Annotated in this window: 16 protein-coding genes; 15 read left to right on the forward strand and 1 reads right to left on the reverse strand. The window is 40.0% G+C overall.

The genetic code is table 11. The features are described from left to right. Nucleotides 1-17: 17 nt before the first annotated feature. Genes P0Y49_03640 through P0Y49_03700 form a run of 13 tightly spaced genes read left to right on the forward strand, consistent with a single transcriptional unit; the run spans nucleotide 18 to nucleotide 14,999 of the window. Nucleotides 18-1,790, forward strand: coding sequence for a RagB/SusD family nutrient uptake outer membrane protein (locus tag P0Y49_03640; protein ID WEK20241.1), 1,773 nt, complete (start codon nucleotides 18-20; stop codon nucleotides 1,788-1,790). Nucleotides 1,791-1,826: 36 nt separating this feature from the next. Continuing rightward, nucleotides 1,827-4,178 (forward strand): DUF1080 domain-containing protein, encoded by a 2,352-nt coding sequence (locus P0Y49_03645; protein WEK20242.1) that lies wholly within the window; start codon nucleotides 1,827-1,829, stop codon nucleotides 4,176-4,178. A gap of 10 nt (nucleotides 4,179-4,188) precedes the next feature. Continuing rightward, nucleotides 4,189-5,169, forward strand: coding sequence for a sugar phosphate isomerase/epimerase (locus tag P0Y49_03650; protein WEK20243.1), 981 nt, complete (start codon nucleotides 4,189-4,191; stop codon nucleotides 5,167-5,169). Nucleotides 5,170-5,188: 19 nt separating this feature from the next. Then, entirely contained in the window at nucleotides 5,189-6,109 is a 921-nt protein-coding gene (locus P0Y49_03655) for a sugar phosphate isomerase/epimerase (protein ID WEK20244.1), read from the forward strand. A 43-nt stretch (nucleotides 6,110-6,152) separates the two neighbouring features. Beyond that, the gene (locus P0Y49_03660; protein ID WEK20245.1) at nucleotides 6,153-7,157 is read left to right on the forward strand and encodes a sugar phosphate isomerase/epimerase; all 1,005 of its coding nucleotides are present in this window, start codon (nucleotides 6,153-6,155) and stop codon (nucleotides 7,155-7,157) included. A gap of 22 nt (nucleotides 7,158-7,179) precedes the next feature. Then, complete coding sequence (locus tag P0Y49_03665) at nucleotides 7,180-8,808, forward strand: DUF1080 domain-containing protein (GenBank protein ID WEK20246.1); 1,629 nt, start codon at nucleotides 7,180-7,182, stop codon at nucleotides 8,806-8,808. Nucleotides 8,809-8,866: 58 nt separating this feature from the next. Next, nucleotides 8,867-10,048, forward strand: a complete 1,182-nt coding sequence (locus P0Y49_03670) for a Gfo/Idh/MocA family oxidoreductase (protein ID WEK20247.1) — start codon at nucleotides 8,867-8,869, stop codon at nucleotides 10,046-10,048. 43 nt (nucleotides 10,049-10,091) lie between these two features. Beyond that, complete coding sequence (locus P0Y49_03675; GenBank protein WEK20248.1) at nucleotides 10,092-11,378, forward strand: MFS transporter; 1,287 nt, start codon at nucleotides 10,092-10,094, stop codon at nucleotides 11,376-11,378. Nucleotides 11,379-11,391: 13 nt separating this feature from the next. Further along, nucleotides 11,392-12,762: a putative oxidoreductase C-terminal domain-containing protein gene (locus P0Y49_03680; GenBank protein WEK20249.1), complete on the forward strand. Its 1,371-nt coding sequence runs from the start codon at nucleotides 11,392-11,394 to the stop codon at nucleotides 12,760-12,762. Nucleotides 12,763-12,768: 6 nt separating this feature from the next. Further along, nucleotides 12,769-13,764 carry a Gfo/Idh/MocA family oxidoreductase gene (locus tag P0Y49_03685; protein ID WEK20250.1) on the forward strand — a complete coding sequence of 332 codons (996 nt, stop codon included), beginning with the start codon at nucleotides 12,769-12,771 and terminating at the stop codon, nucleotides 13,762-13,764. Nucleotides 13,765-13,794: 30 nt separating this feature from the next. Beyond that, on the forward strand, nucleotides 13,795-14,139 hold the full coding sequence (locus tag P0Y49_03690) for a cupin domain-containing protein (GenBank protein WEK20251.1): 345 nt from the start codon (nucleotides 13,795-13,797) through the stop codon (nucleotides 14,137-14,139). A gap of 5 nt (nucleotides 14,140-14,144) precedes the next feature. Further along, nucleotides 14,145-14,633, forward strand: coding sequence for a heme-binding protein (locus tag P0Y49_03695; GenBank protein ID WEK20252.1), 489 nt, complete (start codon nucleotides 14,145-14,147; stop codon nucleotides 14,631-14,633). Between the two features lie 3 nt (nucleotides 14,634-14,636). Continuing rightward, nucleotides 14,637-14,999: a hypothetical protein gene (locus P0Y49_03700; protein WEK20253.1), complete on the forward strand. Its 363-nt coding sequence runs from the start codon at nucleotides 14,637-14,639 to the stop codon at nucleotides 14,997-14,999. A gap of 27 nt (nucleotides 15,000-15,026) precedes the next feature. Here P0Y49_03700 and P0Y49_03705 read toward each other — a convergent pair whose 3' ends face one another. Then, nucleotides 15,027-15,635 carry an alpha-ketoglutarate-dependent dioxygenase AlkB gene (locus tag P0Y49_03705; protein ID WEK20254.1) on the reverse strand — a complete coding sequence of 203 codons (609 nt, stop codon included), beginning with the start codon at nucleotides 15,633-15,635 and terminating at the stop codon, nucleotides 15,027-15,029. 240 nt (nucleotides 15,636-15,875) lie between these two features. On the opposite strand from P0Y49_03705, the gene P0Y49_03710 reads away from it, so the two are divergent. Together P0Y49_03710 and P0Y49_03715 are read left to right on the forward strand one after the other, a co-directional pair. Then, a complete protein-coding gene (locus P0Y49_03710; protein WEK20255.1) occupies nucleotides 15,876-16,952 on the forward strand; it encodes a helix-turn-helix domain-containing protein in 1,077 nt (358 codons plus the stop codon). Nucleotides 16,953-17,204: 252 nt separating this feature from the next. Then, nucleotides 17,205-17,711 carry a gliding motility-associated C-terminal domain-containing protein gene (locus tag P0Y49_03715; GenBank protein ID WEK20256.1) on the forward strand — a complete coding sequence of 169 codons (507 nt, stop codon included), beginning with the start codon at nucleotides 17,205-17,207 and terminating at the stop codon, nucleotides 17,709-17,711. Nucleotides 17,712-17,719: the final 8 nt, after the last annotated feature.

Consider the following 17,719-nt stretch of genomic DNA (forward strand, 5'->3'; position numbering starts at 1 on the left):
TTATAAAGTTAAAAGACATGAAAAAGATAAATAAGGTTTTTTTAGCAATGATATCAATGGCTTGTTTGGCAGCTTGTTCAAAAGAAAGATTGGTTGAGAGTCCGCCTAATTTTATAACTGCTGATGTATTGTACACAACGGTAGAGGGTTTTGATGCAGGATTGAATGGTTTGTATTCGTTGGTAAGGGATGAAAGAAACGGCTTAAGCTACACCAACGGATTTGGTACTATAGATTTAAGAGCGGCCATTATGATTAGTGGAACAGATAATATTGGTGCGGGGAGCAATACTGGTGGTTTATCAACCATTACCGCTGATTGGACGAAAAATACTGCTGCCGATCCAAATATTGATAAACTGTTCTTGTGGTTGTATAAAGTGGTGAGTTCTGCTAACACCATTATCACACGGTCGGATAACCCGGATGTAAAATGGGGCACGGGAAATAAGGAAAGAATACTTTCTGAAGCGCGTACTGTACGAGCCTGGGCTTATCGTCATCTAACTTATTTGTGGGGAGATGTTCCGTTGTTGACGGCTGAGGTGTCGGGCGAAAATATCAGAACTGATCTGGTTCGTGAAAAGGTTGCGGTAATCAGAAGGTTGATGATCGAAGACTTTAAATACGCTGCTGAAAACCTGCCTTGGCTGCCAGCTAAAGCTGGACGTATGACTCGCGGTGTGGCGCAAACCTACCTTGCGGAAACATATCTGGCTATCGGGAAACCGGACTCGGCGCTTTTTTGGAGCAATGAATGTATTAGCAAAGGACCATATGCCTTGGTAAAGGCAAGATATGGTGCCGGTTCAGATCAGCCGGGTGTGGCTTTTATGGATATGTTTAATCCGGCTAAAACCAATATTGCCAGTGGAAATACGGAAGCGCTGTGGGTGATGCAATGGGAACGTAATGCCATTGGGGGAGGTGAGAATCTGATGCGACATGAATCCACGTTGAGGTATCCAACTGCAAAGTATATCAATAGATCAGGCTTTGTTACGGCAACTGATGCCCGTGGTGGAAGAGGATGGAGCCGACAAACCATCACCAAGCAGGCATTGTTATGGTATACTGCATCTACAGATGTTCCTGCCGGAAAAGTAGATCAACGTAGCTCTGAATTTGCATTGCGTAAATATTTTGTACTAACTGCCGATGATAACTTTGCAGGGTTAATCAATACAGCTACAAAAGTAGCCTGGAAATTAGGGGATACGGTATGGCTTGCCACCGGAATTTCAAAAAGTATTATTGCTGATCCGGGAATGAAGTCTAAAAGTGGCGCAGTTAATTTTGCTTTGCTGCCAGAGGCCACACCGAATAATAACGACTGGCCATATAGCTTGAAATTTGCACATTGTGATGCCGGTTTCCCTAATACTACCGAGTCGCATCTTGACCAAATATACATGCGTTTGGCGGAAACCATTTTATTGCGTGCAGAAGCCAAAGGACGTTTAGGAAATTTAAATGGCGCTGTAGATGATATTAATTTATTGAGGGACAGGGCTAATGCTAAACGGGTAGTTGTTGCAAATTTTGGGGCTACATTGACAACCTTTTTAGACTATATCCTTGATGAGCGTTCGAGAGAGCTATTGCTTGAAGAGCATCGCAGGTATACACTGCTCCGTATGGGAGGCGCTAACTTTTTCTTCAGAAGAACGAATACTTTTAATACCATCAGTAAAAATCTGGCGCTTAGGGATACTCTTTTACCAATTCCGCAGTCCGTTCTTGATGCCAATCTAACTTTAAAAATGCCTCAAAATCCTGGATTTAATTAAATGTCACCATACCAAATCTTAAATAATAAACTACATATGAAATTGATTAATTGTATTTCAAAAATGATGACCCTGTTGCTGATTACGGCCTTCAGCACCAGTTATGGTCAACAAATTAGTAAAACGAACCAAAATCTTGGCGACTGGAAAACGAACGATGGTAAGTATTTTCTTCAGGTGTACTTAACAAAAGAAGGCTTAGGTAAGGCTAACCTGGATAATAAGCAAAATTCATTGGCAGCTCCTTTGGCAGTGCTTGAGGTAACGGGGGGAGATAATGCGCTTAGTTTAACCGGGGATGGATGGAGTGGTAAAATTGAAAAAGAGAAACTGAACCTAAGCAAGGGGGCTGAAAAGTTGACTTTTGTACATTATGTACGTACTTCGCCAACCATGAATGCAGCTCCACCAAAGGGTGCAATTGTGTTGTTTGATGGTAAGAATCTGGATGAATGGTATAGACTTCATCCAAAAGAATGGATAAAAGGAGACGGCCCTGTTGAAGGTTGGAAAATTCTGCCAGGGGGTATTTTAGAAGCTGGAGTGGGGACCGGCTCAATTATAACCAGAAAAATGTTTGGCGACTTTAAGCTTCATGCAGAAGTACGCTTGTTGGGTGATGTAACCAATGGTGGGATCTACATGATGTCGAGATATGAAATGAATATCAAGGATTCTTACGGACAAATTGGAGGTGCTCCAAGTGGGGCATTCGGCAACATTTCTAAGCCGGCAGATTTCTATCCAAGTGTAAATATGGCTTATCCACCAATGGTTTGGCAAACATTTGATATCGAATTCAGGGCACCACGCTTTGATGCCACTGGTACTAAGAAGATAGAAAGTGCCCGTATTTCTATTGTTCACAATGGTGTGCAAACTTATAAAGATGCACCAATGGAAGAGGTGAAAGGCGCTACTGGTATTTTAGGGGAAGCTGGTGTAGGCCCAATTTATTTACAGGAACATGGTACGGCTTATCAGTTTAGAAATATTTGGGTAATAGACCAGACTGTTAAAGGTACTGAAAATGCACACACACCGGTTCAGGCTTCTGCTGACGGTGCTGTAAAGAAAGGTGGTGGCGGTAGAAAAGGCGGCGGTGGTAAGAAGAATGGCACCGGTAAAAAAGGTGGTGCTGAAGGTGATCTTGCTGCTGCAGGCGATAAGCCCGCCAAAAAGAAAGGAAGCAGCAACAAAAATGCATCTGCTGATTACGATGGTGAGAAGAATCCTGCTTACGCTGCTGTAACTGTAATGATTACTCCGGATGCAAGTGGAAAGCCTGCAAAACCAGCAGGGTTTACTCATCCAGGAGTATTGGTAAATCTTGCTCAACTGGAAGAGATTAAAAAAAGAGTTGCTGCAGGAACCCAGCCGCAAAAGTCGGCTTTTGAAGCTTTAAAGGAAAGCCCACTGGGTGCTTTAGGTTATACTCCACAGCCACGTGACACAGTTTCATGTGGTCCATATTCCAATCCAAATCTGGGTTGTAAAGATGAGCAGAATGATTGTGCAGCAGCTTATACACAGGCTTTGTTGTGGTTTATCACAGGCAATAAAACCTATGCTGAAAGTGCAATTAAAATTATGAATGCATGGTCTACTAATTTAGTAGGTGGACACAATTACGCAAATGGTCCTGTTCAGGCTGCATGGTGTGGATCGGTATGGCCTCGAGCTGCCGAGATCATCAGGTATACTTATAAAGGTTGGTCTGATAGCGATATTGCTAAGTTTCAGAACATGCTGCGGGTACAATATCTGCCTTCAATTATCCATGGCGATTGCGAGAATGGTAACAAAGAGCTGGCAATGGCTGAAGCTATTATCAATATAGGTGTCTTTAACGATGATCGCGCTGTGTTTGATTTGGGCTTAAAAATGTGGAGGGGAAGAACTCCTGCCTATATCTACCTTAAGACAGATGGTCCAAAACCAATCGACCCTCCGGGTTGTGGCCCTGCAATATGGGGTAATAAAGGTTTTACACCTGAATTTGTAGATGGGTTGATGCAAGAAACTGCCCGTGATTCACATCACCCATGGATGGCTTTTGCCTCTATGGCAAATGCGGCCGAAACTGCCCGCCAGCAAGGTGTTGATTTGTATGCGGAAGAAGGAAAAAGAATGGTAGCCGCTTTAGAGTTTCAGGCTCAATACTTGGCACCAAATAAAGTACCTGCTCCGGAAAATCTGCAGTTTGCACTACAACCAACCTGGGAAATTGCTTACAACCATTTCGTTAACAGGATGGGGATGAGCTTGCCGAAGATGAAAGCTGTTTTGCCAACAAACAGACCAACAAGGGGTGATCATCACATGTTATGGGAAACCTTAACACATGCTGATATGGGTGGAATAGGTTTAGGACCGGTAAAGAAATAACTAAAACAGAATGGATAGAAATTTTAAATATTACTCCCTGCTTATGGTCCTTAGCTTAGGCTTTGGACTAAGCAGTAGAGGGGTTGCGCAAAAAACAGGATCCGGCAATGAGACTCCTCCTGTAAAGGTTGCTTTGGAAGCTTATTCATTTAGCAAACTGCTAAATGACAATGCCAAAGGTCGTGGTTCGGGGATGTCATTGTTTGATCTTCTGGATTTTGCTGCTATGAATAATTTTGATGGACTGAGTTTAACCGGATATTATTTTCCCGGTTATCCAAACGTTCCGGCTGATACCTATATCAACGATATTAAGAGAAGAGCATTTGAGTTGGGCCTGGATATTTGTAGTACAGGGGTAAGGAATGACTTTGGAAATCCGGACCCTGCAAAAAGAGCCGCAGATGTAAAGCATGTAAAAGAATGGGTGGATGTAGCCGTGAAATTGGGCTCACCGGTATTGAGAATCTTTTCGGGTGCTATTGCTCCGGGCTACGAAAACAAATGGGATGAGGTAGCGAAATATATGACGGCTGATATTAAAGAATGCGTTGCTTATGCTCAGAAAAGAGGGGTGATCATTGCAGTTCAGAATCATGGCGACTTCCTGAAAACAGCCGATGAGACCATTAAACTGGTTAAAATGGTAAATTCAGAGTGGTTTGGAGTGGTGGTTGATACCGGATATTTCTTAACGGATGATCCCTATGCTGATATGGCCAAAGTAATGCCATATGCCGCTAATTTTTTATTAAAGGAGAGCCCGGTACCAGGTGGCAGCGAGGTACGCATTGACCTGACTAAGGTGATGAAGATCCTTAAAGACAGCAAGTACCGCGGTTATCTACCTATTGAGACGCTTTCTGCAAAAGTATCTTCAAAAGATGCCGATAAATCGGGAGTTAAGAAACCTGCTTATGATCCTTATCAGGTAGTACCTGTTTTTCTGAAACAGGTAAATGATGCAATTGATAAGGCTTATAAAAATTAGAACCTAAAAAGATTTGATTATGAAATATATGGTAGCCCTGTGCCTCCTGAGTTCGGGATTGTTTGCACAAAATGTGAAGCAAAGTGGTTCGGCTGTTAAAACAAGTTTAAATGCTTACTCATTTAATAAAAACATCACGGTAAGTAAAACCATGACGCTGTCTCAGATGCTGGATTTTGCCGCCGAACAGAACTTCGATGCGATTGATATTACGGCCTATTTCTTTCCGGGGTATCCTAAAGTTCCGTCTGATGAAGTGATTAACAATGTAAAAAGGAGAGCTTTTGAGTTGGGGCTCGACATTAGTGGTACAGGAGTGAAAAATGACTTCGCTAATCCTGACCCTGCAGTTAGGGCTGCTGATGTGAAGTTGGTAAAGGAGTGGATAGATGTAGCTGTAAAATTGGGTGCCCCGGTAATCCGTGTTTTTGCCGGTCCGGTTCCTAAAGGCTATGAAAACAAATGGGATGAGGTTGCCAAATATATGGTTGAAAGTTTAAAGGAATGTGCAGAATATGGAAAGCAAAGAGGGGTATTGGTTGGTGTGCAAAATCACGGTGATTTCTTGAAAACTGCTGATGAGACGATCAAGATTGTAAAAATGGTAAACTCAGAATGGTTTGGTGTAATCGTTGATACAGGCTATTTTATTACAAAAGATCCTTATATAGATATCGAAAAGATCATGCCTTATGCGGTAAATCTTCAGGTAAAAGAGAGCCCTTTTGGCCCCCGTAGTCCAATTAAGACTGATTTACCAAGATTACTTAAGATCATCAATAAAAGTGGATATAGAGGCTATTTGCCAATTGAGACACTGGAGATTAAAGGGGAGCCTCGTCCTGTTCCAGACATTCCGTATGATCCATTTGTATTGGTTCCTGCATTCTTAAAGGATTTAAAAGCAGCTATCCACAACGAGTATCAAGCACAAAATTAGACCTAATCAATTAAGGATAGTAGAACATTAAAGTATTAAAGCGATGAATAGAAGAACGAAAAAAATAATGAGCGGCCTATCTGCCGGGATTTTAACTGCAAGTATGCTTTTAGGTGGAAGCACTCTGTTTGCTCAGGATAAATTAGAGATACAAAGAAAAGGGAAAGCGCATGTAAAGATTAGCTTGAATGCTTATTCCTTTACTAAACCCCTTTTAGATAAGGTGAGAGGACGTGGAGCAGGCATGTCCCTTTTTGAAATGATGGACTGGTCGGCCAAAAATGGCTTTGATGCGGTTGACCTAACAGGATACTTTTTTCCGGGGTATCCGGCTGTGCCAAGTGATGAGTTTATCTACTCTATAAAAAAATACGCTTTTAAGCTAGGGCTTGATATTAGTGGTACCGGTGTGCGCAATAATTTCGCCGATCCGGATCCGGCAAAACGTGCTGCTGATGTAAAGCACGTAAAAGAATGGATTGATGTAGCCGTGAAAATGGGGGCACCTGTGATCCGCATATTTGCAGGTCCGATCCCGGAAGGATATGAAAATAAACATGCTGAAATTGAAGCCTACATGGCTGCCAGCATGAAAGAGTGTGCAGATTATGGGAAATTGAGAGGGGTCTTGGTTGGCGTTCAAAATCATGGTGATTTCCTTAAAACAGCTGATGAAACCATTAGTCTGGTAAAAAGAGTAAATTCTGATTGGTTTGGTGTGATCGTAGATTCAGGATATTTCATCACCCCTGATCCTTATGTTGATATTGAAAAAACAATGCCCTATGCGGTGAATTTTCAATTGAAATTAAGTGCTTTTGGTGCAGCAAGTCCGATTAAGATTGACTTGCCAAGGATCATGAAAATTGTTGAAAGAACAGGATACCGCGGTTATTTACCCATAGAAACACTATCACCACAAGGTGGAAATAAGAATAAGAAAAATACACCAAGTTCGGTAGATAAGGCTTCCTATGATCCTTATACTATAGTTCCGGCATTTCTTAAAGAGGTTAAAGCTGCACAACGGGCACAGTTTGGTGGTTAATTAGAACTTAATGTACAACTTGATGAAAAAAGATATAACTGCATATAAGATTATGATGTTCATTTGCTTTACAGCAATGTGCGGACTTGTAAGTGCTCAGGATAACATAAAATGGGAAAATCTATTTGACGGTAAAACTTTGACCGGTTGGAAGCAAATACAGGGCACTGCAAAGTATGAAGTGAAAGATGGAATGATTGTCGGTACTACTGTATTAAACTCCCCAAATAGCTTCCTGGTTACCGATAAAAATTATGGTGATTTTATCCTGGAGCTGGATTTTAAAGTAGATGAAGGTTTAAATTCAGGGATTCAGTTTAGAAGCAAAACGGACAAAAATTATAAAGATGGTATTGTAAATGGTTATCAGGTAGAAATTGATCCTGCTCAAAGTGCTTATACTAAAACTCCTGAAAATTATAATGCCAGGGGAGAAGTGATCCCGGCAGGAAAAGAACCTCGGAGTTGGACAGGTGGGATATATGATGAAAAGCGTAGGGGCTGGTTAAATGACTTGACCCACAATGAAGAAGCCCGAAAAGCTTTTAAACCGGGGGAGTGGAACCATTTCAGGATTGAAGCTTCGGGGTACCGAATCTATACCTGGATCAATGGTGTATTGGCGTCATCATTAGTAGATGATATGACCCCTTCAGGGTTTATAGGCTTGCAGGTACATGCTACAACAGAGAAAAATCTGATGAAGGTTTACTGGAAGAATATTCGTATCCAAAACCTGGATGTAAATTCGGCAAGTATCCATAAAAACGCACAGGATTTAAAAAAGAAGGTGACAAAATCAGCCGTAAAGACCAGCTTGAATGCATTTTCTTTTGCCAAAAAACTCAACGATAAATCTATGTCTTTGTTTGATCTGATTGATTATTCAGCTGATCATGGCTTTGATGCAGTCGATTTAACTGGTTATTATTTCCCGGGGTATCCGGCTATACCGAGCGATGAACTGATCAATAACTTAAAAAGACACGCCTTTAAAAAGGGCGTTGACATTAGCGGAACTGCAGTAAGAAACAATTTTGCCGATCCTGATCCGGCAAAGAGAGCAGCCGATGTAAAACATGTGAAGGAATGGATAGATGTAGCGGTAAAATTGGGTGCACCGGTAGTAAGAGTGTTTGCAGGACCTGTACCGGCAGGCTATGAGAACAAGTGGAATGAGGTGGCTAAATACATGGCAGCAGCCCTAAAAGAATGTGCGGATTATGGAAAATTGAGAGGTGTGTTGGTTGGTGTACAAAATCATGGAGATTTCCTGAAAACAGCTGATGAAACAATTAAGCTGGTTAAAATGGTTGATTCGGATTGGTTTGGCGTTATTGTAGATACCGGATATTTTATTCAGGATGATCCTTATATCGACATAGAAAAGGTAATGCCTTATGCCGTTAATTTTCAGGTAAAGGAAAGTCCGTTTGGCGTACTTAGCCGCATCCGTATTGATATGCCAAGGTTAATGCGTATTGTCAACAATAGTGGATATAGAGGTTACCTGCCAATTGAAACTTTGGGTGATAAAGTGATGAAAGGACAGCCGAAACCGGCATTCCCATTTAGACCTTATGAACCAAATAAATTGGTGCCGGCACTTTTAAAAGAACTCAAAACCGCCATCGCCAACGAATACCAATAAAAACATTCAATAAATAATACAGTTGGATCAATAGATCCTTAAGCTAAGTAAATATTATATGGACAAGAAAATTATACGAGCTGGTATCGTGGGGTCGGGCTTTGCCGCAAGATTTCATTACGACGCATTACAACGTGTGTTTAGCACAAAAGTGGAAATTGTAGGTGTATATTCTGTTGCAGCGGCAGAATTGGAAGAGTATACCCGATTGAGAAATCTTAAAGCATATCATAATCTTGATGAATTGATCGCTGACTGCGATTTAATACATATTTGTACGCCTCCTGTAACACATGAACCTATTGTTATTGCAGCTTTACAACAAAATAAACATGCTATTGTAGAAAAACCATTTACCGGATACTTTGGTGATGGTACAGAAGGTTTTAATGGAGATACTTTCTCCAGGGAAGTAGGGTTGGAGCATACTGTTGCCAGTATCAGAAGAATGCTGGATGCGGAGAAGAAAAGTAAGGGCAGGATTATGTATGCTGAAAATTGGGTTTATGCACCGGCCATTCAAAAAGAACGGGAAATACTGGAAAAAACAGGGGCACAGATCATTTGGATGCACGGAGAACAGTCGCATTCGGGTTCCCATTCTCTAGCTTATGGTCAATGGAAATATTCTGGTGGAGGATCAATGATTGGAAAAGGGTGTCATCCGCTTACTGCTGCCATTTATTTAAAACATGTAGAGGGAAGAGCACGTAATGGACAACCTATCCGGCCGGTAACTGTATCTTGTCGTACACATGCCATTACCCGGATGCCTGGCTTTAAAGACGAGGGGCATTTGCAGACTACCTTTAAGGATATTGAAGATTTTGCGATGCTACATTTGGTGTTTGAAGACGGTACGATTGCGGATTTGTTTGCCAGTGAGTTGGTATTGGGGGGGGTAAATAATAAGCTCGAAGTAAATACCAGTAATCATAGAACGATATGTAACATAGGGCCTAACAATGCCATGCAGGCCTATACCCCAAATGAAGAAAAATTTAAAGATATTTATGTGGTAGAAAAAACGGAAACCAAGCAAGGTTGGTCGTCCATATCACCTGATGAGGGCTGGTTTAATGGTTACCAGCATGAAATGGATGCTTTTTACAGATCCGCAGCATTTGGCGATCCGGTAGAAAGCAACAGCAGTCTTGCAGCAGACGTGATGGCTACCATTTATGCGGGATATGTTTCTGCAGAACAGAGAGGTACTGAAGTATCCATTGCCAATTTATAAGTCGCTATTTTTTTAACAGTTGAATAAACCGATACGATCAGATATGAATACAGCTAAAATTGGCAATTACCGTTGGGTAGTTTGCGGCCTGCTCTTTTTTGCAACTACCATTAATTATATTGACAGGCAGGTTATTGGTTTGTTAAAGCCTACCCTTGAAAAGGAATTTAATTGGACAGAAGTCGATTATGGCTATATCGTGATGGCTTTTGCGGGCATGTATGCCCTTGGTTATGTTGTTTTTGGGAGTTTTATCGATAAAGTAGGTACTAAGATTGGTTATAGCATTTCTGTTGTGGTATGGAGTATTGCAGCAATGCTCCACGCTATAGTGAAAGGTACTGTGGGCTTTGGAATGGCGAGAGGGTTATTAGGCTTATCCGAAGCCGGAAACTTTCCGGCAGGTGTAAAGGCTGTGGCTGAGTGGTTTCCTAAAAAAGAACGTGCATTGGCTACAGGGATCTTTAATTCAGGTACCAGCATAGGTGCTGTAGTAGCTCCTATTTTAGTGCCCTGGATTTTGGGTGTTTATGGCTGGCAAGAGGCCTTTTGGATTACGGGTGCATTGGGCTTTATCTGGTTGATCTTCTGGTTGATCTTTTATGAGGTGCCATCGAAACAAAAAAGACTGAAGCAGTCTGAATTTGATTTTATCCACAGCGATCCTGATGATGAAATACAGGAGAAGCCGGTAAAATTAAAATGGGTGCAGTTATTGGGGTTGCGTCAAACCTGGGTGTTTATTGTGGGTAAAGTATTGACCGATCCGATCTGGTGGTTCTTTCTGTTTTGGTTACCCGCCTACTTTGCTGATACCTTTGCTTTAGATCTTAAAAAGCCAAGTATGCATCTTGCGGTAGTTTATGCTGCTACCACTTTTGGTAGTATTGGTGGTGGATACTTGTCATCCTACTTTATTAAACGAGGTTGGCCGGTATTAAAAGCGAGAAAAAGAACTTTATTGATTGTTTCTATTGCGGTGATCCCTATTTTCTTTGCGCAGTTTGCCACCAATATTTGGGTAGCAGTGGGTATCATCAGTATTGCAACAGCGGCGCATCAAGCCTGGAGCGCGAATATTTTCACTATTGTTTCCGATATTGTACCTAAACAGGCTGTAAGTTCAGTGGTAGGTATTGGGGGGATGTCGGGCTCAATAGCCTCTACACTTTTTCCTTTGCTGGTTGGATCTCTGTTGGCCTATTACAAGGGTATTGGAAATATTTCTGCCGCATATAATATTTTATTTATCATATGTGGTTGTGCCTATTTCCTGGCCTGGTTAATCATACAAATCCTGACCAAACGGATGAAACCAATTATTCTATAAACAAAATACTTCTATGAAATATATTAAACCTAATTGTCTAATGATCGCTTTGTTTGCTTTGTCTTGTAAAATGCCTTCAAAAGAAAGCGATTCGAAAATTAAATTAATCACTTTAGATCCAGGGCATTTTCATGCGGCATTGGTTCAGAAATCAATGTATCCGGATGTAGATAGTACAGTATATGTATATGCCCCCGAGGGTCAGGATCTTGATCTTCATCTGGATAAGATTACCGCTTATAACCAGGATCCCATAAAACCTACATACTGGAAAGAGGATGTATATAAGGGCGAAGATTATTTAAAGCGGATGATTGCGGATAAAAAGGGTAACGTAGTGGTCATTTCCGGCAACAATCTGCGTAAAACGGAATACATTAAATCGTCTATTGATGCTGGATTTAATGTGTTGGCAGATAAGCCAATGGCGATTGATGAGGCTAATTTTGAAGTGCTGAAAACCACCTTTGCAACAGCCAGGGAGAAAAAGTTACTGTTGTATGATATCATGACCGAGCGATCGGAGATTACCAATATACTGCAGCGTGAATTGGTGGGGATACCGGAAATTTTTGGAACCCTTGAAAAGGGAAGCCCTGAACATCCTGCTGTAGAGATGGAAAGCATCCATTACTTCTATAAATATGTATCAGGAAAAGTATTAACCAGACCGGCTTGGTTTATGGATGTTAGTCAGCAGGGAGAAGGAATAGCTGATGTGGCCGTTCATCTTGTAGATTTGGTTCAATGGAGCTGCTTTCCTGATCAGATCATCAATTATGAGAAGGATGTTCAGGTAAATACTGCCCGGAGGTGGTCTACTCATATGACCTTGAGCCAGTTTACTGCCATTACCAAAAATACGGCGTTCCCGGATTATTTAAAAAAGGATGTGAAAGACAGTGTTTTAAAAGTATATGCCAATGGTGAGATCAACTATAAGCTACATGATGTATATGTGAAGGTTAAAGCACTCTGGGATTACAAGGCAAATGCGGGCGGGGATTCGCATTATGCAGTATTTAGGGGTACAAAAGCTAACTTGATTATCAAACAAGGTGAAGCGCAGGGTTATAAACCTACGCTCTATATCGAACCTGTAGGTTCAGCAAATGCTACGGTTTACGAAAAGGAGGTGTCTGATAAAATGAATTTGCTTAAAGCAAAGTACGCCGGTGTTGAATTGAAAAAAGTGGATAAGGGATGGGAAGTGATCATTCCGGAACATTATAAGAATGGACATGAAGCTCATTTTGCTCAAGTGATGGATAGGTTTTTATCGTACCTTAAAAATGGAGATATGCCAGCCTGGGAGGTTCCAAATATGATTGCTAAATATTACACCACAACAAAAGCACTAACTTTGGCAAAGAAGGGAGAGTAAATTAAGATGGGAAATAAAGTGAAGTGGGGGATACTTGGGAATGCCAAAATTGCCCGCGAAAAGGTAATACCTGCTCTGCAGAAAAGTCCGTACTGTAAAGTGATGGCCATTGCCTCCAGAAATAAAATAACTGTTAAAAAGACAGCCCGGCTCTTAAAAATAGAAAAAGCCTATGGAAGTTACGAGGAGCTGTTAAATGATAAAGGAATTGATGCAATATACATTCCATTGCCAAATCACTTGCATGTAGAGTGGGCAATTAAATGTATTAAAGCTGGTAAGCATGTACTTTGCGAAAAGCCTGTTGGTCTTTCTTATGCTGATGCTTTGAGGTTACAGGAAGTTGCAAATCTACATCCCAAAATTAAGGTGATGGAAGGGTTTATGTATCATTTTCACCCCCAATGGCAACAAGCTAAAAGATTGGTCAATGCAAATAAAATCGGTGAGCTTAAAATGATCCAGTCTTTTTTTTCTTATTACAATGCCAGTCCTGATAACATAAGAAATCGGGTTGATGTTGGTGGTGGAGGGTTGATGGATATTGGTTGTTACTGTATTTCGCTATCCCGGTTTTTGTTTGGAGAGGAACCAACAGCTGTGTTGGGCTCAATTGAGCGGGACCCCATCATGAATACTGATCGCTTGACATCTGGAATTTTAAATTTTGCAAAAGGAACTGCTACCTTTACCTGCGCTACACAGTTGATGCCTTATCAACGTGTAAATATTTTAGGTACGTTGGGACGAATTGAAATTGAGCTGCCATTTAATCCATTACCGGATCAGCAGACAAAGCTCATTGTTTATGATAAAGATGGCATGAAGGAGATTGTTTTTGAAGCTGTAGATCAATATACGCTTCAGGCAAATGCATTTTCGAAAGCAATTAATGATGGGGACGTTGTACCATTTGGTTTGCAAGATAGCTTAAGTAATATGAAAGTAATAGATGCTATTTTTGAAAGTGAACGTACTAAAAACCGGGTAAGTATAATTTAAAGTGTTTAACTTAATTAGAGAAAAGAAGATATGAGTGAGTTATTAAAAAGTAAGAATTTTCAGCAAGGTGCGGATATTCCATGGGAATATGCCTCTCCAGGTATCCAGAGACAGATTTATGGTTATGATGACCGCGTAATGCTGGTAAAGGTTAAATTTGAAAAAGATGCTGTAGGCTCAATTCACGAACACCCACATACACAGGTTAGCTATGTAGAAAGTGGTGTTTTTGAATTGACTATTGGAGATGAAAAACAGATCTTAAAAACGGGTGATGGTTTTTATGTACCGCCTAATACTTTACACGGTTCGGTATGTTTGGAGCCGGGCGTATTAATAGATGTATTTAGCCCACATAGGGAGGACTTTATTTAGACGCCATGAAACCTAAAGAGTTAAAAACTACAATTGCCAGTTTAATTGATCATGTATCAGATCTGGTTCCTTTATACATGGAAAATGAAGAAGATAAGGCCAAAGCAAATGGGAATGTCGCAATTTGTTTGGTCGACGCTGAAGGTATGGTATATGGTAAAGTTTTTGGAACCGATAAGATAAGGGGAAGAGAGGCCTTTAGGGTAGCATGGGTTAAAGCCAGTCAGGTTTGGATTACCGGATTTAAAACCGGAGAGTATGAAAGATTGGTATTTAACAATGAAATTGAAGAGTCGAGGTATGGAATTCGAAAACCGGATTATGTAGGATGGGAAGGAGGACAGCCTATTTCCCTTGCCGATGGAACTGTATTGTCAGTTGGATTTAGTGGATTTAGAAGTGCAACTGATCTTGAAATTGTACATAAAGCCTTATCTTTAATTCCGGGAGCAATTAAAAACAATGAATCAACAAATATTTATCAAACCATCTAAAAAATGAAAAAAGTAATTCTATCAATTTGCATGCTGCTTGCAGCTGTAACATTTGCATCTGCTCAGGGCGGAGCAGCTAAACGTAAAGCTGAAATTAAAGAGGGTTTGAAGAATGAGGTTAAATTAACCGATACTCAAATTGAATCTGTTTTAGCCATCGAGGATGAGTTTAGGCCTAAAATGAGCGCTATTAAAAATGATCAGGCATTGGATGAGGCTGGCAAAAAGGAAAAAAATAAGGTAGTAAGACAGGAAAAGAAAGAGAAAATGGAAGCTGCTTTAGGTAAAGAAAAAGCTAAGGAGGTAGACGAATTTTATTCGAAGCTGAAAAAGAAAAAGCCGGCTGACGAAAAAACAGAAAAGTAAATTTTAGCTGTAAAATGAGGGGTTAAGCTAATGTTCAATCGTTCTGAAGGTTAGGTTAACCCTTTGTTTATGTGTCTGTTTGGTAGGAGGAAGTCTATGCAGCCAATGTGTTTGGATAGTGTCCTTCATCACCAATAGGCTTCCATGCTCCAGGATTAAAGAAATGGTTTGCTTGCTTTGTTTGTGTTTAAAGGCGAACTTTCTTTCAGCTCCAAAACTCATAGAGCCAATGGCTCCATTCTTTTTCAAGTCTTTTTCTCCGTCACTATGCCAGGCCATACCTTCTTCTCCGGTATGGTAAAGATTAAGCAGGCAGGAATTGAATGTTTCTCCAAGTGTTTTTTCTGCAATTTCTTTTAATTCCAGTAAGGCTGGGGTCCAGGGTAATGCTTTTTTTGTGGTGTTAGAATAAGTGTATTCAAATTCCATATCTCCATACCACGCCACTTTTCGTTTGGTAAGTATATGTTTGCCAAAAATGATGGCTTCGTCATTTCTCCATTCGATGGTATTTAACAATATATCTAAATAATAGTTGGCAGTTTGGGTAGACATTAATTTTCCATAATATTTAACTGTACCATCGTATGGCAATAAGTTATTGTGCTCGTCTATTTCGTTACTAAATAAATCCATTTTGTTTCGTTTAAAGATTAGTAATGACGCTTAATCTTAAGCCCAAATGTCATTAAAAATTATTTTGATTAAAATCTGATTCTTGCCTGGTTTTATAAAATGCTTATATTCATTTCAAATAAAAACATATAACTTGCGCCATCAAATATGGGGGTTTTGAGCTTTTTTTCAAGTATCAGTTGTTTTTTCTTGCTCCTGCTTTCGCTACACTTGTTTTTCGCAAAGCGAGGGGTAAAGTTATTGAACCGTTTGCTCTCAGTTATTTTTATTTCCAGGTTTGGTCAGGTGTTGGTTTCTTTGCTTGTGAATGCGCAGAATGAATCTATATTTTCATTTTTTTACCAGATTTTTACTCCTGTTTACTATGCCGCTCCTGCTTGTTTTTATTTGTATGTGACCGGTTTTATCAATGGCCGTAATCGGCTCCGTAAGTTTGAATGGCTTCATTTTATTCCGGCTTTACTTGCTGTTGTTCATGTTTTGCCACTGCCTTTTTCTCCCACGATAAAATGGGATGTCATTGCCGATCAGATTACTGAAAATAAACAACTTTTTATAACAGTAAGAAGTGGGATATTTCCCCCCTGGTTTTATTATCTGGGCAGACCATTTTTGTTGTTGGTATATCTAGTTACTACCTGGTTTGCCGTTCTTAAATCAAAAGTGATTGATATCAACATTGATGCAAGTGGTAAAAAATGGATTTTCTTTTTTCTTCGGGCAGCTACCTTTTTTCAATTGGTCAGCTTTCTGCCATTGACGATATGGAATTTAGATGAACCATTGTTTAATGCTTCTTTTATTCTACTTAATTGCATGGTGCTTTTGGTTATAGTTGTATTTATTATGCACCAGCCTAAACTGTTTTATGGTTATCTTTTTGTGGCGGTAGATCTTGAAAAGGATGCTGGGGTAGTTATGGAACATCCAAAGGCAGTGGTTTCAACGAAGAAGATAAATCTTTTGCCTGATCAGGTATCCATATATTCCGATTTGATGAAATCTTTTATGGAGCATAAAAGACCATATCTTCAGCCGAATTTTCAAATTGTTGATCTGGCTAACGAGCTTAATATCCCTGTGCACCATTGTTCTTTTGTAATTAACAATCTTATTGGTAAGAATTTCCGCGATTGGATCAATAGTCATCGGATTGATTTTTTTGTAGCAGAATACCCTCTAAAATCTGATAGAATGACTATCGAAGCAATTGCTTACGAATCTGGTTTTAAAAGTATGGCTACTTTTTATAATGCCTTTAAAAAAGAAACGGGATTGATGCCTAAAGCCTATTTCCTGCAAAAAATGGTGTCTTAAATTGAGGCTGCTTAAAAAGTCCTTTAGAAAATCGATGACGGAAAGATGCGGTCCCATAAAATTAAGGGCTATTATCTCTAATTAATACAACTATTGAATAGTTAGAGATAATTAATATAGTCGTTTAGTAGTCTAATCAAGAACTTTAATACCTTTGCTTCGAATTCTATAATTTATTTGTCGGGATACAAAGAAAAGAATCAATTTATTGTAATTAACCAAACATGTTATGCCAGAAACTATAGTTGCTGCATGAGGTATTGGCTGTTTTTTATATTCATTTTGTTTGCTGTTGTCGGCAGTAAGGCACAAAGTGTGGGGGCGGTTATTGTAAACTCAGCGGGTAATACTTATACCCAAAAGGATATCACTTACGAATGGAGTGTAGGAGAACTTGCGCTTGTTGAAACTATGTTAAATAAGCAGGTAAGCATTACAAATGGTTTATTACAGCCAATTGTTAGCAACCTGAATATTGCTGGTGCCCCCCTAGTTTTTCCCATTAATATTCTTACGCCAAATGGTGATGGAGTGAACGATGTATGGGTAGTTAAAGACATCGAAAAATTTCCTGATAATGAGGTAACGGTATTTGACCGCTCTGGTCGGACTGTATTTCAGACCAAAAATTATCAAAATGACTGGGCGGGGTATCTTTCAGGTAGGTTACTTGCTGAAGGTACTTACTACTATGTCATCAAACTTAAAAGGAACGCCAAGTTTGAAATCATCAAAGGCTTCATTACTATTCTAAATTAGAACTTATT

The organism is Candidatus Pedobacter colombiensis (assembly GCA_029202485.1).
GTDB lineage: Bacteria > Bacteroidota > Bacteroidia > Sphingobacteriales > Sphingobacteriaceae > Pedobacter > Pedobacter colombiensis.

Coding starts and splice junctions, on each gene's coding strand:
- P0Y49_03640 (WEK20241.1), top strand. CDS start 18: ATGAAAAAGATAAATAAGGTTTTTTTAGCAATGATATCAATGGCTTGT.
- P0Y49_03645 (WEK20242.1), top strand. CDS start 1,827: ATGAAATTGATTAATTGTATTTCAAAAATGATGACCCTGTTGCTGATT.
- P0Y49_03650 (WEK20243.1), top strand. CDS start 4,189: ATGGATAGAAATTTTAAATATTACTCCCTGCTTATGGTCCTTAGCTTA.
- P0Y49_03655 (WEK20244.1), top strand. CDS start 5,189: ATGAAATATATGGTAGCCCTGTGCCTCCTGAGTTCGGGATTGTTTGCA.
- P0Y49_03660 (WEK20245.1), top strand. CDS start 6,153: ATGAATAGAAGAACGAAAAAAATAATGAGCGGCCTATCTGCCGGGATT.
- P0Y49_03665 (WEK20246.1), top strand. CDS start 7,180: ATGAAAAAAGATATAACTGCATATAAGATTATGATGTTCATTTGCTTT.
- P0Y49_03670 (WEK20247.1), top strand. CDS start 8,867: ATGGACAAGAAAATTATACGAGCTGGTATCGTGGGGTCGGGCTTTGCC.
- P0Y49_03675 (WEK20248.1), top strand. CDS start 10,092: ATGAATACAGCTAAAATTGGCAATTACCGTTGGGTAGTTTGCGGCCTG.
- P0Y49_03680 (WEK20249.1), top strand. CDS start 11,392: ATGAAATATATTAAACCTAATTGTCTAATGATCGCTTTGTTTGCTTTG.
- P0Y49_03685 (WEK20250.1), top strand. CDS start 12,769: ATGGGAAATAAAGTGAAGTGGGGGATACTTGGGAATGCCAAAATTGCC.
- P0Y49_03690 (WEK20251.1), top strand. CDS start 13,795: ATGAGTGAGTTATTAAAAAGTAAGAATTTTCAGCAAGGTGCGGATATT.
- P0Y49_03695 (WEK20252.1), top strand. CDS start 14,145: ATGAAACCTAAAGAGTTAAAAACTACAATTGCCAGTTTAATTGATCAT.
- P0Y49_03700 (WEK20253.1), top strand. CDS start 14,637: ATGAAAAAAGTAATTCTATCAATTTGCATGCTGCTTGCAGCTGTAACA.
- P0Y49_03705 (WEK20254.1), bottom strand. CDS start 15,635: ATGGATTTATTTAGTAACGAAATAGACGAGCACAATAACTTATTGCCA.
- P0Y49_03715 (WEK20256.1), top strand. CDS start 17,205: ATGAGGTATTGGCTGTTTTTTATATTCATTTTGTTTGCTGTTGTCGGC.